Source organism: Micromonospora orduensis (assembly GCF_006228125.1).
Classification (GTDB): domain Bacteria; phylum Actinomycetota; class Actinomycetes; order Mycobacteriales; family Micromonosporaceae; genus Micromonospora; species Micromonospora orduensis.
Map to the genome: position 1 here is coordinate 22,585 of NZ_VDFY01000172.1, position 14,504 is coordinate 37,088.

Genomic DNA, 14,504 nt, shown 5'->3' on the forward strand with positions numbered 1-14,504 from the left:
CGCTCAGCCGCTCACCCGGCCGGCGTGGATGGCGCGGACCGCGTCGATGGTGTCCGCCTCGGCGGCGGACTTGTCGTCGCGGTAACGCAGCACCCGGGCGAACCGCAGCGCCATCCCGCCCGGATAGCGCGAACTCGTCTGCACCCCGTCGAAGGCGATCTCCACCACCTGCTCGGGGCGGACCCGGACCACCCAGTCGCCACGCTCCACGGCGAGGTCGAGGAACCGCTCGGTCTGCCAGCGCAGCAGCTCGTCGGTGAGCCCCTTGAACGTCTTGCCGAGCATCACGAAGTCGCCGGTACGCGGGTCGCGGGCGCCCAGATGAAGGTTGGACAGCCAGCCCTTGCGTCGACCACTGCCCCACTCGACGGCGAGCACCACCAGGTCGAGGGTGTGCCGAGGCTTGACCTTGACCCAGGCGGCGCCGCGCCGGCCGGCGTCGTACGGCGCCTCCGGGTCCTTGACCACCACGCCCTCCTGGCCGGCGTCGACCGCGGCGGCGTACACGGCGCCGGCCTGCTCCGGGTCGTCCACCTCGACCCGCCCCACCAGCAGTGACGCGTCCACCGCGCCGGCGAGCGCCGCCCACCGCTCCCGGCCGGGCAGGTCGATCAGATCCTCCCCGTCGAGGTGCAGCAGGTCGAAGAAGTACGGGGTGAGCACCCTCGTGCCGGTGCTGGCGGCGGCCGCGAGCACCGCCGGGGCGACCGGGGCACGCCCGGTGGTGCTGGGCGTGGTGCGTCGGGCCGCCTGGCTGGAGGTCTGCTGGAACGGCAGCGGACGGCCGGACTCGTCCAGGCCGATCGCCTCGCCGTCGAGCACCAACTCCCGGCCGGGCATGGCCCGGACCGCGGCGACGACCTCGGGCACCCGGGTGGTGATCTCGTCGAGGCTGCGGGTGAAGACGGCGATGTCGGCGCCGGACCGGTGCACCTGGATGCGGATGCCGTCGAGCTTCACGTCGACCACCGCCGGCGTGCCGGTCGCCGCGAGCGCCTCGTCGACCGAGGGGGCGCTCTGCGCGAGCATCGGTGCCAGCGGCCGGCCGACCCGAAGGCCGAACCCGGCCAGCTCGGCGGCGCCACCGGAGAGCGCGGCCACCGCCACCGCCCGCAGGTCACCGGCGAGCAGCAGGGCGCGACGCACCATCGCCACCGGCACGTCGGCGGCTCGGGCCACCGCGTCGGCGAGCAGCCCCGCCTGGGCGCCCTGACGCAGCTCGCCACTGAACAGCGCGGTGAGCAGGCGTTGCTCGTCGGCGGTCGCCGCGCCGTAGAGGGCGCCGAGCAGCGCCCGCCGCCGGCCCTGCGAACCAGTGCCCCGCACCGCGGCGAGCTGCTCCATGGCGGCGTCGACGGCGGCCACCGTCAACGTCGCCTCGGCAGCCGGGGGCGGCAAGTCACGCAGACTCGCGTACCCCACCCCGGTCTGCCGCTGGCGTAGCTCGCCGGCGAGGTAGCCGGCACCGGCCTCCACCTCGGCCGGGTCGAGCCGACGCAGCGCGTCCGCCAGCAACTCCACCTTGGCCCGACGGCCGTTGGTGGCGGTGACGGCGGCGGAGGTGGCTGCGAGATCGAGGAACCGCACGACGCCCATCCTGCCAGTCGCCTCCGACACCGCCCGGGCATTGCCGTGCCCGGGCGGTGCCGGCGTGGTGCCGCCCACGAGAGGCGGCGGGATCAGGCGGAGACGGGCTCCTCGATGCGCAGCCCCCGCGCGCGGACCTCGCCGGCGACCCGGGCGAGCACCGAGTCGAGGGCGACCAGTGCGGCGGAGAGATCACCGAGCTGTTCGTTGAGCGTGTCCTCGGACCACGCGGAGACGTCGACGTCCCCCAGCGCGCTGACGGCGGCCCCCAACCGGGCCATCACCTCGTTCGTACTCATGTTCGAAAGGCTATAACAACCCGGTCGGCGACACGCCGTAAACAGGCAGATCAGACGCGAACTTGCCGTTCTCAGGCGGCGGCCGCGGCCACCCTGGCGAGCAGCAGGGCCTCGGCGAGGCAGACCCGGGCGAACTCCCCCAGGTGCAGGCTCTCGTTCGGGCCGTGCGCGCGGGCGTGCGGATCCTCCACACCGGTCACCAGGATCGCCGCCTTCGGGAACATCTCCTGGAACGTCGCGATGAACGGGATCGAACCACCGATGCCGATGTCCACCGGCTCGGTGCCGTCCCAGGCGGCCCGGAACGCCGACCGGGCCGCGTCGAACATCGGCCCGGACGCGTCGATCACACACGGGTCGCCGTCGTGCTCGAAGCTGACCGTCACCCGCGCGCCCCACGGCGCGTGCTTCTCCAGGTGTGCGCGCACCGCCTCGTACGCCCGCTTGGGGTCGTCGCCCGGGGCGAGGCGGACGCTGAGCTTCGCCTTCGCGGCCGGCACCAGGGCGTTCGGCGCCTCGCCCGTGGACGGCGCGTCGATGCCGAGCACGGCCAGCGCCGGCTTGGTCCAGATCCGGTCGGTGATCCGGCCGGTGCCGATCAGGCGCACGCCCTCGGCCAGCCCCGCCTCGGCCCGGAACCGGTCCTCCGGGTAGTCGACTGTCGCGCCGACCCGGCCGACCAGCCCCTCCACCGCCACGTCACCGGCGTCGTCGTGCAGCGTGGCCAACAGCCGGACCAGCGTGGTGAGCGCGTCCGGCACGGCGCCGCCGAACATGCCGCTGTGCACGGCGTGGTCCAGCGTGCGCACCTCGACGAAACAGTTCACGATCCCGCGCAGCGAGGTCGTCAACGCCGGTACGCCGATGTCCCAGTTGGCGGAGTCGGCGATCACGATGACGTCCGAGGCGATCTCGTCGCGGTGCTCGACGAGCAGCCGCTCCAGCGAATCGGAGCCGAACTCCTCCTCGCCCTCGATGAAGAGCACCACGCCGACCGGCAACGCGTCCCCGTACGCGCGCAGCGCCGCGATGTGCGCCATGATGCCGGCCTTGTCGTCGGCCGCGCCCCGGCCGTAGAGCCGACCGTCCCGCTCGACCGGCTCGAACGGGTCGGACTCCCACAGCGACCGGTCGCCGACCGGCTGCACGTCGTGGTGGGCGTAGAGCAGCACGGTGGGCGCACCGGGCGGGGCAGCCCGACGCCCGATCACGGCGGGCTGGCCGCCGGAACGCACGATCTCGACGTTCAGGCCGCAGCCGCGCAGCAGTTCGGCGACCGCCTCGGCGGACCGTTCCACGTGCGAGTGGTCGAAACCGTCGAAGGCGATGCCGGGGATGCGGACGAGGCGTTCCAGGTCGGCCCGTACGCCGGGCATCTCCCGCTCGACGGCGGCCCGCACCTCGGACTCGGACAGGATCGGTGAGGTCATGACCGGAATCGTATGCCGGCCTTACCGTGGCGTGTCGGCGGAGCCCGTACCGTCGCCGCCGGACGGGCCGGAAGCCGCCCGCGCGCCGGCGGTCCGGCTGGCGCGCTGCGCGCGGCCGGCGGCCTCGGTGGCGGCATCCATCCAGGACCGGGCCCGGCCGGCGGTGCCGCCCACCCACTCGCCGACGTCACTGGCCCCGTCGCCGAGGCGGCGCAGCAGACCGACAAGCGGGTCGGTGGACCTGCTGAACTCCTCCCGGTACGACTCGGCAGCCGCCTTGATCTCCTCCGACACGCTTGTCGAGCTGTCGTCCTCGCGGCGCGGATAGTCCCCCGCCAGCACCCGCCCGTACGCCCCGGAGTCGATCCACTGCCGCAGCTGCGCCGCCCGCGCCACCGGCACCGGGTGGGTGCTCCACGCCGTCATCCGGATCTTGTGCAGGCTGTCGCGCAGGTCGCCGCCGCCGGCGTACTCGGCCGCCTGCTCCAGGAACGCGGTCGTGTCGATCTGGGACAGGTCACCGCCACCGGCGAGCTTCATCAGCAACCGCAGCGCGGCGGCCGGGTCCTGCCCGGCGAGCAGACCGGCCCGGTCGGCGGAGAGTTCCGCCTTGCGCCACCACTCCAGCATCGCCGCGATGATCGCCCGCAGCGCGAACGCGCCCACCGGCAGCCAGCTCAGGTTGGCCGCCCACCGGGTGAGGATCATGAGCATGGTCTTGTAGACCGCGTGCCCGCTGCCCACGTGCCCCAGTTCGTGGCCGAGCAGGCAGCGCAGCTCGTCCTCGTCGAGTTGCTGCACGCAGGCGGAGTTCAGCACGATGAACGGCCGCTCCAGCCCGACCGCCTCGGCGCCCAGCCACGGCGACTGGGTCACGTACAGCTCGGGCAGTTCGGCCACGTCGAGCGCCGCCGCCGCCTCGGTGTAGCGCTGCCACACCGCCGGATACTGGCGGTGGTCGACCCGGATGCCGGACGCCAGCACGGACAGCCGGAAACCGCGCTCGTTCCACATCCCGAAGAACGCCCGCACCACGTCGTCGAACCCGCGCAGCTCCCGCAACGCGACGAGAGCGCCCCGGTCGGCCGGATGCTCCCAGGCCCGGGAACTGATGCCGGTGAGGGTGATCCGACGCCGCGCTGGCGCGTCCGCTGCCGTCATGGTGGGCTCCCCGTTTCGCCGTAGCTCCTCGCATCGTGCCCCAGCCGATGGCCGACGTCCATGCCCGCTCAGCGGACCCGCACGTAGTACCGGTCCCCGTCGAGCGGCAGGGCCGGCGCCCCGTCGACCACCAGATCGGCCTGGGCGGCGGTGTCGTCGGCCTCGAAGTGCGCCCGCTCCCCCACGTGCCACCGACGCAACTCGGGCAGGATCTCCGGGCCGTCCCGCCACACCGCGCGCGCCAGCCGCAACGACGCGGGCGCCGTCACGAACACCGCAAGCGTCACCTCCGGCCGGACCACCGCACGGGCGGCGCTGACCCCCTCCAGCAGCAGCACCGGCGTCACCGGTACGGACACCGGGCGGGGCAGGAAAGCTCGCCGCACCCAGCTGTAGCGGCGGTAGGCACCCGCTCTCCCCTCGCGCAGCGGGGCCAGCACCTCCTCGTCGAGCCGGGACCAGAAGGTGAGCTGATCGTCCCAACCGTCGAGCAGGTCGTCGGTGTGCACCACCGGCGGCCGTCCACCGGGCAGCGCCGCCAGAGCCTCCGCGAGGCGCGCGGCGAACCGGCTCTTGCCCGCGCCGCTCGGCCCGTCCACCGCCACCAGCCGGGTCCGCCCCAACCGCGCCGGGCCCGCGAGCACCCGACGCGCCAACTCGGCGTACGCCTCGACGACTGCCACGGGCAGCCTCCCGGTCCCGCCGTGGGCCGTCACCTCGTCCGGCACCGAGCCACCGCGCTGCGCGGCGGGTGGGCTGGCGGGTTCGGACACGATCGCAGTATGCCGTCGCCGCCGCGAGCGGCGGGCTGACACGTCCGGTTGACCGTCCTGGTCGGCCACCCGTCACGTCCGGGGGAATTGGGGCTACGGCGGGTGATGCCCGACCCGTTCGCCGTCGGGGGTGGCATCGGAATCGGCATCATCGGGTGGTGCTCCGAGACGTGATGAGCCCCGGCATCGACGCCCTGCTCGAACAGGCCCGAGCCGGGCTGCACCGACTGACTCCGCAACAGACCGTCGAGGCGGTCCGGGGCGGGGCCCTGCTGGTCGACACCCGCACCGAGACGCAGCGCCGCGAACAGGGCGACCTGCCCGGAGCGATCGTCATCGACCGGACCGTGCTGGAGTGGCGCCTCGACCCGGCCAGCGCCTGGCGCATCCCGGAGGCCACCGGCTACGACCGGGAGATCGTCCTGGTGTGCCGGCAGGGGTACAGCTCCAGCCTGGCCGCCGCCAGCCTCCAGACGCTCGGCCTGCGCCGGGCCACCGACATGATCGGCGGCGTCGACGCCTGGCTCGCCGCCGGCCTGCCCACCACCGACCGCCCCGCCGACATCCGCCCCTGAATCCCACCGACGTCCGCCCGCGCCTGCCCGGCTCCGCGCCCCGCCTGCCGACGGGCCGGCGCCGCGCCTCGCTCCCCGGGTCCGCGCCGCGCCTGCCCGGCTCCGGCCGCGTCCGGGGCGGTCGGTCAGGAGGGTGGGGGGCCGGGCGGGATGAAGGGGAGGCCGGCCGGTGGGCCGGACTCGACGAGGCGCCAGAGGGCGTCGGTGTCGAGGTGCTCCTCGACCAGGTCGCCGAGCAGGTCGAGTGAGCGTTCCCGGGCCGCGGCGAAACTGGTGTCCGGTGCGACCTGGAAGCCGGTACGCCCGGCCAGCCGGGCCGCCTCGGTGAGGAACCAGCGGCGGAACTGGTCGGACTCGAACGCACCGTGCCAGTGCGTGCCGTGCACCGCCCCGAGCACGGCGCCCTCACCGGCACCGTCGGCGCCGGTCAGCAGGGGGGCCAGGGTGGGGTCGGCGTGCGAGACGTACCCGTGGTGGATCTCGTAGCCGCGCACCGGGAGGCCACCGTGGGCGGTGCCCACCGACTGCCGGACGGTCTTGCGCGGATCGAAGGTGATCTCGATGGGCAGCATTCCGAGCCCCGGCACGCTGCCCTGCCGGCTCTCCACCGGGTCGTGGATGGCGCGGCCGAGCATCTGGAAGCCGCCGCAGAGGCCGAGCAGAGGCTTACCGGCGGCCACGTGTGCGGCAACCGCGTCGGCGAGCCCGGTCTCGCGTAGCCAGGCAAGGTCCGCGACTGTCGACTTGGAGCCGGGCAGGACGACGAGGTCGGCGGCGGCCAGTTCGGCTGGTTCGACGGTGAGGCGTACGCGGACACCCGGCTCGGTGGCCAGCGCCTCCACGTCTGTGGCGTTGCTGATCCGGGGCAGCCGGACGACGGCCACGTCCAGCCATTCGGTGCCGCGCGGGGCGGCCGGCCGGCCGAGCACCCGGCCGTAGGCGAGGGAGTCCTCCGCGTCGAGCCACAGGTCGAGCGCCCAGGGCACCACCCCGTAGGTGGGGCGGCCGGTGACGTGTCGCAGCATGTCCAGTCCGGGTTGGAGCAGGCCGAGATCGCCCCGGAACTTGTTGATCACGAAGCCGGCGATCAGCGCCTGGTCCTCGGGGTCGAGCAGGGCCACCGTGCCGAACATCGAGGCGAAGACACCACCCCGGTCGATGTCGCCGACCACGATGGTGGGCAGGTTGGCGTGTCGGGCCAGCCCCATGTTGACGTAGTCGCCGGCCCGCAGGTTGATCTCCGCGGGACTGCCGGCACCCTCGCAGACGACCACGTCGTACGTGGCGCGCAGCTCCGCCAACGCCGCGTACGCGGTCTCGGCGAGCCGGGGACGCAACTGCCGGAACGTGCCGGCGGTGATCGTGTCGACGGCCTCGCCGAGCAGCACCACCTGGCTGGCCAGGTCACTGCCCGGCTTGAGCAGCACCGGGTTGAACCGCAGGTCGGGGGCCAACCCGCAGGCGGCGGCCTGCATGGCCTGCGCCCGGCCGATCTCACCGCCCCGCCCGTCCGGCCCGACGACGACAGCCGAGTTGTTCGACATGTTCTGCGCCTTGAAGGGCGCCACCCGCACGCCCTTGCGGTGCAGCCAGCGGCAGATGCCGGCGGTGAGGACGCTCTTGCCGGCGTCGGAGGTCGTGCCGGCGACGAGCAGTCCGCCGCTCACCGCCCGCTCCCCCGCCCGGCGGCGCCGAACCCACGGCGAGCCGCGCCACCGAGCCCACGGCGACCCACGGCGGCGACCAGACGGCCGACGGTCACCGGGTACGCGGCGGCCAGGCCCAGCGTGGCCAGGCCGACCGCGTCGGAGATCCGGGCGGCCCGCTTGAGGTGCCGCGCCTCGGGGCGGGGGCCGTCGCCGAGGAAGGGACGCACCTCGGAGCGGCTGAAGTAGACGTTCCGACCGCCGAGACGGACCCCGAGCGCACCGGCCATCGCCGCCTCGCACTGCCCGGCGTTGGGGCTCGGGTGGTCGTTGCGGTCACGCCGCCACACCCGCCAGGCCCGCTCCCGGTCACCGTTCGCCACCGGCGCGACGGCGACGGTGAGCAGCCCGGTGAGCCTCGACGGCACCAGGTTGAGCAGGTCGTCCAGCCGGGCGGCCGGGGTGCCGAAGCGTTCGTAGCGCGCCGACCGGTGCCCGACCATCGCGTCGAGTGTGTTCGCCGCCCGGTAGCCCAGCAGGCCGGACAGGCCGGCGACCGCACCCCAGACCAGCGGGGCGACGACCGCGTCGGAGGTGTTCTCGGCGACCGACTCGACTGTGGCGCGCGCCAACTCCGGCTCGTCCAGCATCGACGGGTCCCGGCCGCAGAGGTGACCGAGGCGTCGTCGCGCGGCGGGGAGGTCGCCGGCGCGCAGCGTACGACCCATGACGGTCGCCTCGTGCCGCAGCGTACGACCACCCAGCACGGCCCAGGTGCCCGCTGCCACGAGCACCGCCCGGGTCACCGGCCGGTGCCGGGTGGCTGCCGTGGCGACCGCCCCGAGCACCACCGGCCCGCCCACGGCCAGCGCGGTGAACGCCGTCCCCGCCGTCCGGTCCGGCCGGTAGAGGCGGCGCTCCAGCGCTCCGGCTGCCTGCCCGAAGCCGGCCACCGGGTGCCACCGGCGCGGGTCGCCGATGAGCCTGTCCAGCGCGTACCCGGCCAACAGCCCCACCGCGTTCGCCACCGGTGCTGTCCGTCGCACGCGCACCACCTCCGGCCGGCCAGCCTAGACGAGTGCCCGGTGCGCCAGCCGGGGCGACCGCGCGCCGCAGGACCGCACGACGGCCCGCCGACCGGTACGCGGCGGGCTGAACGGTGGCCCACGCGGGGTGACGACGCCTGCCGCGCCGCCACCCCGCCCCCGTCGTGTCACAGCGCCGGAGCACCACCAGCGACGTCAGCCGGCCGCTTTGCCGCTCGGCCCGCACCGATCGGTCACGCCGGCTGGGGAACCCGGCCGCGTCGCCGCCGACCGGCCGGTGCGGTCTCCGGCTCACCTTCGTCCGGGACCGGACCCAACTCGTCGTCCGTGTCGTCGGTCGGGTCGCCGTCGGGCGCCCCGGGTGGCACGTCCAGTTCGTCGTCGTCGAGCCCGGTCGGGTCGTCGGCCCGCTGACCCGGCCCGTCAGCGCCGAACGAGCCGCCGTCGAACGGGCCGCCGTCGGCCAGGCTGGCACCGACCGGGCCGGTACGGGAGGCCCCGAAGTCGGACAGCTCGAAGTCGTCGTCCAGCGGTCGGTCATCGGGCAGCACCGGGGCCTCGCCGGCGGGCACCGGCTCGGTGGACTCGCCGTGCACCCGGCTCTCGGCCTCCGCGTCGTCGACGGTGCTTGTGGTCATGCTCGGGCGGTTGCGCAGGAAGCGGGCTCGACCCCGGGACAGGTCGTGGCCGACGGCGACCGCCTCCAGCTCGTAGAGGGTGCGGTGGTTGCCGGCGTCGTCGGTCCAGTCGCGGGTGTAGAGCCGGCCGCAGACAACCACCGGGTCGCCGACCATCACCGAGGCGGCCACGCCTTCGGCGAGCTTGCGCCAGCAGTTGACGCGTACGCGAAGGGAGTTTCCGTCGACCCAGCGACCGCTGTCGCGGTCGAGGCGGCGGGCGGTGGAGGCGACCTTGAAGTTGGCCACCAGGGTGTTGCTCTGGGTGGTACGACGCCACTCGGGCGCGGTCAGCACATTGCCGACAATCGTGACGTACGTGTCGAACATCGTCCCTCCAGGGGATCGGGAAGCCTGCCAGCGCGAGTCGACTCGCCACCGAGCCTGGCCGTCGGCGGCGGACGTCGCCAGCACGATCTCTGGGCCTGTGGACGACGAGGCCGCCTGTGGACAACGCCCTGATCACGCCCGGATGTGGTACGGCCGACCAACCGTCGGCGGTTTCCGGGGCCGACCGAACTGGGTAAGGACTTGATCAACGCACCACCGACAGCACCACGTCGACGAGAGGTCAGCGTCATGATGATCACCACCATCGGCACCGCACCCGCTACCGAGGCGCAGCGATGAGCGCCGTGGCGAACCCGGCGACCGTTGCCGAGTGCCTGCGGGTGGGCGCCGGGTTCTCGCAGGGCGACCGCAACTGGATCGCGGAGCAGTTCGCCACCCTCGACGCCCGGCTGGCCGGCTTCCACGCCGACGCCACCGAACTGGAGGTGTCGGTGAAGGACCGCGAGGCCCGGGGGCAGAAGGTCACCCTGGAGTGCTGGATCGCCGGCCGGCAGAAGATCGTCACCACCTCCGCCGAGGAGGATCTGCACGCCGCCCTCAACGACGTCCGCGACGACCTGCGCCGCCGGCTCAACGACGCCAAGACCCGCCAGGAGCCCCGGCACAACAAGCACCTGCGCGACATCCCGCAGCCTCAGGACGAGGTCGACGAGCCCCGCGCCGACGCCGAAACGGCCTGACCCCCGCCCCCGCGATCTTGCACTCTCGTACACCGGAAAAGTGCAAGATCGCGGGGACCACGCGGGCTACCGCTCGGTAGGTTTGCGGCGTAGCGTCGCGGTCGTGGAACCGGACGTGTTGGGGCCGCCGTACGAGCGGCAGACGATCGACCTGGGCACCGACGACGAGGGGCCCGTCGTCGCGACCCTGGTCCGGCGGCGGGCCGAGCGCCCCACCGGACGGGCCGTGCTCTACGTGCACGGCTTCGTCGACTACTTCTTCCAGACCCACCTGGCCGACTTCTTCGCCGAGCGTGGCTGGGATTTCTACGCCCTCGACCTGCGCAAGTACGGCCGTAGCCTGCTCCCGGGCCAGACCCCGAACTTCTGCCGCGACATCAGCGACTACTTCCCCGAGCTGGACGCCGCCGCCGAGATCATCCGGTCGGAGGACGGGCACGACACGCTCCTGGCGATGGGTCACTCCACCGGCGGCCTGATCATCTCGCTCTGGGCGGACGCCCGCCGCGACTCCGGCACCGTCGACGGCCTGGTGCTCAACAGCCCCTTCTTCGACATCAACGCACCCTGGGCGGTGCGCAGACCCCTCGCGGCCGCCGTCTCCCGGCTGGGCCGCCGGGCGCCGCACCGCATCCTGCCGTTCGGGCTCGGCACGGTGTACGGCGAGAGCCTGCACGCCGACCACCGCGGCGAGTGGACCTACGACCTGGCGTGGAAGCCGCTGGCCGGGTTCCCCGTCCGGGCCGGCTGGCTGAACGCGATCCGCACCGGTCAACGTCGGCTGCGCGCCGGGCTGGACATCCAGGTGCCGGTGCTGCTGGCCTGCTCCACCCGATCCTTCCGGGGCACCAGGTGGCACGACAACGCCACAGTGGCCGACGCCGTGCTGGACGTCGAGCACATGGTCCGCTACGCGCCCCGCCTCGGTCGCCACGTCACAGTGGCCCGCTTCGACGGCGGGCTGCACGACCTCACGCTCTCCGGCCCCGCCGTTCGGAAGAAGGTCTTCGACGAGGTGGGCCGGTGGGCCGAGGCGTTTTTGGCGGCCGGCCCCACCGCCCCGGCCGACGAGCCCGCCGACACCATCCCGGACGGCGGCGAGCCCCGAATTCCGGCGGGTCGGCAGCCGACGGCCGAGCCGGCCGACGCGACGACGCCCAGCGGCTGACCGGCCGGCTCAGGCGTCGCCGGGCGTAGCCGGCAGGACGGCGTCGATCCGGTCGAAGGTCGCCACCGGGTGACCGTCGACGCCGGGCAGGACCAGGCCCAGGCAGTACAGCGACACCTCACCGGCGGCGTCGGCCTGCACGACGAAGACGGGCGCCCCGACGTACCCCGTCGGCAGCTCGTCGGTGATCCGGACGTCTTCCCCGTCGCGGACCACCCGTTCGATCGCGACCTCCAGCGGGCGCGACCCGTCCTCGCGTACCCCATGGGCCAGCACGAAAGCGGAACTCACGTCGACGCCGAGGCGCGCGACGGCCTCCGGCCCGGCGGCGATCGCGGCCGGCACCGGCTGCACCCGCCACCGCCAGCCGCCGTCGCCGGCGTGCCGGTGCAGCCCGGCGGTCGGCAGCACCGCCACCCCGTCGCCCGGATAGCGGGACCAGCCGGGCACGATCTCGACGTCGGAGAGCGCGTCGGGGGCGACCCCGTCCGGCTCGGTGACGCTCCCCCGCAGACCCAGCTCACCATCCGGGAAACCGACCAGGTCGGCCGCCGTCACCAGCGCCTCCCCCACCGGGTCGTCACCGCTGCGGAAGAAGAACGCGGTGCCGAAGCCCGCCGACGTACGGTACGGAAGAATGGCACGGCCGACGACCTGGCACAGCTCGTAGGCGACGCCGCTCTCGGCGTCCGGATCCAGCAACACCAGCCGAGGGTACGGTCCGGCGCCGGGCCGGCCTGCGGGAACCCGGATGCCAGCCGCCCCGCCTCCGTGAGACCCTGCTCGGCAACGTGGACGCGGCCACCCGTTGGCCCGACGCGCCGTGGGTTGGCGGTACCCTTCTGGCGCGACATCCACGCCGCGCGCCCGTAGCTCAGCGGATAGAGCAGGGGACTTCTAATCCCAAGGTCGTAGGTTCGAACCCTACCGGGCGCACAGGTACCTCTCCCGACCCGACGGCTCCCGTGGAGACATCGAGCCGTGGTCGGCCCATGGGAGGCGTCAACGTCCAGCGCGGCATGGTCATGGAGACCTCGGGAACACTTGCGTCAGCCAACCAACTCGCCGTTCTCGTCGACGTAGCGTCGCCGATGCGAGCGACCGGCCTCCTCGAGTGTCTTTACGAGGTTGTCCCGCAACAGATCCGACGGGTTGTCGATTAGCAGCGGGAGTAATCTGGACTGCACGAACTCCTCGGTGGCCAGTCGGGCCAGCGGCGACGGATGGAACCCGTGGGGCTGCACCTCCATTTGCGCGACGAGCCAATCCACGGACGAACGGCTAAGCGACTCAAGCGTCACCCCGGTCATGTGGGGCAAGATCAATTCGGCGGTCAGCGCGCGCAACGACGGCATGGTGTTGAAGCACTCGACGATCCGCGCCTGCGTCGCCTCGTTCGTACTGCGGGCCAGAAACTCGCCGAGTTTCCACGCGGCCCCATCCAGTCGCACCGACTGCCGTGCCTCCTGAAGCCACTCCAGCCACCACACGACGTCCCCGAGTTCGACCCCGAGGCCATCGGTACGGCCTCCCGGATGCGGCAGGATCGCACCAGCGAGGCGCAGGTCTCGGCGTCGCAGGAGACTGACCAGTAGGTCAACGTGACCCTGCCAGTCGGTGTCGAGAAACTCCAACGCCTCCACCGCGTCGCGCGGATAGTGCGGCCCATCCTCCGCAACCGTCTTCAGCAGGCGGAAGAACCCGTTTGGATCGCCGCCCAGGTACGCAGCCACGGCTGCCCAGAACGGGCTGTCGCCCGGGATTGCCTGCAGCTCGACCACGAGGTCGGGGAACGCCTGGATCAGCTGCCTGAGCACCGGGACCGCCCACTTGGCTTGGCGGCCCTCACACATCGCGGACGTCAGCGACGCCACGAGGCCTGCGGGTGGGACGGGGAGCGGCGCACCCTTGGGCCGTCCAAATTTAAGCTGGAAGTACAGGTGGACGATCGCGAAGTCGCCACCGTCGAGGATGCACTGCTCGACAAACTGAAGGGCCCGGGGTTCGCGGTTGCTGTTCAGGGCGCGACTGGCGATTACCTTCACAAGCGGAGACGACGTCGTACGACCGAATTCAAGAATGGCACCCACTGACAGCTGACTGAGAATCCCCGCAGCACCGTTAATCAGACCGACCAATTCGTCGATCTCGTCACCCCGCCACAAACGAGCTGCCAAGTCCTCATCGAGGGGAAACACTTCGAGGCGCTCGACGACCTCGCGCGCTTCATCAGCCGATACGTCGGTAAGCGACTCTGCCAACCGGGCGAGGAAGTTGTACCCACGGGACGGATCACACACGAGATCCAAGACGTGCCGCCGGTGGCTCCCTCCCAACGTCCCCAGCAATCCCGCTGCATGGCCGCCAACATTTTCGCCAACCTCGACCAACGCGAGCAGGTCCGGTGCCAGTTCTTCAACGACCCTGAGCCGCGACAAAGCCCAACTAATTTTAATGTCCTGGTCGAGCACGGTGGTCGGTTTCGCCAAAAACCGCAGCGCTTTACGGGTCCACTCCCACCTGCGGTCTTCTAGGTAATCCAGGGCACCGAGCGCCATATTGGCACCGACACGCAGCATCTGTTCAAAAACCTCGTCGGCCTTGTCCGCCTCAAGGTAGTCGAGCGCCAGCATCAGTACCTGATCGAAGTCGTGGCGACCGAGACAGTGACGGATCACCGAGCTGTCCACCGGGACTAGCCTGGCCAGATGGCCTGCGGCGAAGTACTCCGCGACCGAGTGATGGAAGAACGCCAGCTTCCGCATGGGCGTGGCGACGAGCGTGCCGGCCGCGATGAGGGAGTTGACGAAGTCGGCCACGTGCGACGCGGTCCCGCAGGACCGCGCGCAGTTCGGCGTGCACCTGCGCGAGCGACGCGGAGAGCTCTCCAGCGTCGATCATGCTGTAAGCAATGCGGCTGAACAGGCCGTCGAGGTGGAGGTCGCCGAGCTCGAAACGCTCGCGAACGTCGCGCTCGATGCCGTCAACGAGCTGCGAATAAATCTCGTGAACCGTAGTCACGTGGGTGACCTCGATCCGATCGCTCTTCCACGCTTCGAAGTAGAGCGGTCGCTCGAGCAGCCGCAAGGTGTTGGGATTGATCATGTCCGG

13 protein-coding genes and 1 tRNA gene are annotated in these 14,504 nt (G+C 72.4%); 4 read left to right on the plus strand and 10 right to left on the minus strand.

Going from position 1 to position 14,504, the window contains the following annotated elements; all coding sequences use genetic code 11:
- Window positions 1–3: 3 nt before the first annotated feature.
- From FHG89_RS18380 to FHG89_RS18400, 5 genes are all read right to left on the minus strand, one after another.
- Window positions 4–1,596 carry an ATP-dependent DNA ligase gene (locus FHG89_RS18380; protein ID WP_208761012.1) on the minus strand — a complete coding sequence of 531 codons (1,593 nt, stop codon included), beginning with the start codon at window positions 1,594–1,596 and terminating at the stop codon, window positions 4–6.
- An 83-nt stretch (window positions 1,597–1,679) separates the two neighbouring features.
- Window positions 1,680–1,886, minus strand: a complete 207-nt coding sequence (locus FHG89_RS18385; protein WP_139585616.1) for a hypothetical protein — start codon at window positions 1,884–1,886, stop codon at window positions 1,680–1,682.
- A gap of 71 nt (window positions 1,887–1,957) precedes the next feature.
- Complete coding sequence (locus FHG89_RS18390) at window positions 1,958–3,316, minus strand: dipeptidase (protein WP_139585617.1); 1,359 nt, start codon at window positions 3,314–3,316, stop codon at window positions 1,958–1,960.
- A 21-nt stretch (window positions 3,317–3,337) separates the two neighbouring features.
- Window positions 3,338–4,477, minus strand: coding sequence for a M48 family metallopeptidase (locus FHG89_RS18395; protein WP_139585618.1), 1,140 nt, complete (start codon window positions 4,475–4,477; stop codon window positions 3,338–3,340).
- A gap of 68 nt (window positions 4,478–4,545) precedes the next feature.
- A complete protein-coding gene (locus tag FHG89_RS18400; protein ID WP_244295604.1) occupies window positions 4,546–5,205 on the minus strand; it encodes a uridine kinase family protein in 660 nt (219 codons plus the stop codon).
- 218 nt (window positions 5,206–5,423) lie between these two features.
- On the opposite strand from FHG89_RS18400, the gene FHG89_RS18405 reads away from it, so the two are divergent.
- A complete protein-coding gene (locus FHG89_RS18405) occupies window positions 5,424–5,825 on the plus strand; it encodes a rhodanese-like domain-containing protein (RefSeq protein WP_139585648.1) in 402 nt (133 codons plus the stop codon).
- A 125-nt stretch (window positions 5,826–5,950) separates the two neighbouring features.
- On the opposite strand, the gene FHG89_RS18410 is transcribed toward FHG89_RS18405, so the two are convergent.
- From FHG89_RS18410 to FHG89_RS18420, 3 genes are all read right to left on the minus strand, one after another.
- On the minus strand, window positions 5,951–7,492 hold the full coding sequence (locus tag FHG89_RS18410) for a cobyric acid synthase (RefSeq protein WP_139585619.1): 1,542 nt from the start codon (window positions 7,490–7,492) through the stop codon (window positions 5,951–5,953).
- The gene (locus tag FHG89_RS18415) at window positions 7,489–8,517 is read right to left on the minus strand and encodes a cobalamin biosynthesis protein (protein ID WP_139585620.1); all 1,029 of its coding nucleotides are present in this window, start codon (window positions 8,515–8,517) and stop codon (window positions 7,489–7,491) included. Before FHG89_RS18415 ends, FHG89_RS18410 begins: the two co-directional genes overlap by 4 nt.
- A gap of 233 nt (window positions 8,518–8,750) precedes the next feature.
- Window positions 8,751–9,524: a single-stranded DNA-binding protein gene (locus FHG89_RS18420; RefSeq protein ID WP_139585621.1), complete on the minus strand. Its 774-nt coding sequence runs from the start codon at window positions 9,522–9,524 to the stop codon at window positions 8,751–8,753.
- Window positions 9,525–9,820: 296 nt separating this feature from the next.
- Here FHG89_RS18420 and FHG89_RS18425 point away from each other — a divergent pair, with 296 nt between their 5' ends.
- Window positions 9,821–10,225, plus strand: coding sequence for an HPF/RaiA family ribosome-associated protein (locus FHG89_RS18425; protein WP_139585622.1), 405 nt, complete (start codon window positions 9,821–9,823; stop codon window positions 10,223–10,225).
- Between the two features lie 103 nt (window positions 10,226–10,328).
- The gene (locus FHG89_RS18430) at window positions 10,329–11,393 is read left to right on the plus strand and encodes an alpha/beta hydrolase (protein ID WP_139585623.1); all 1,065 of its coding nucleotides are present in this window, start codon (window positions 10,329–10,331) and stop codon (window positions 11,391–11,393) included.
- 9 nt (window positions 11,394–11,402) lie between these two features.
- On the opposite strand, the gene FHG89_RS18435 is transcribed toward FHG89_RS18430, so the two are convergent.
- Window positions 11,403–12,098 (minus strand): hypothetical protein, encoded by a 696-nt coding sequence (locus FHG89_RS18435; RefSeq protein ID WP_139585624.1) that lies wholly within the window; start codon window positions 12,096–12,098, stop codon window positions 11,403–11,405.
- A gap of 158 nt (window positions 12,099–12,256) precedes the next feature.
- On the opposite strand from FHG89_RS18435, the gene FHG89_RS18440 reads away from it, so the two are divergent.
- Window positions 12,257–12,329, plus strand: a tRNA-Arg gene (locus FHG89_RS18440).
- 113 nt (window positions 12,330–12,442) lie between these two features.
- On the opposite strand, the gene FHG89_RS18445 is transcribed toward FHG89_RS18440, so the two are convergent.
- Window positions 12,443–14,212 carry an NACHT domain-containing protein gene (locus tag FHG89_RS18445; RefSeq protein WP_167517457.1) on the minus strand — a complete coding sequence of 590 codons (1,770 nt, stop codon included), beginning with the start codon at window positions 14,210–14,212 and terminating at the stop codon, window positions 12,443–12,445.
- Window positions 14,213–14,504: the final 292 nt, after the last annotated feature.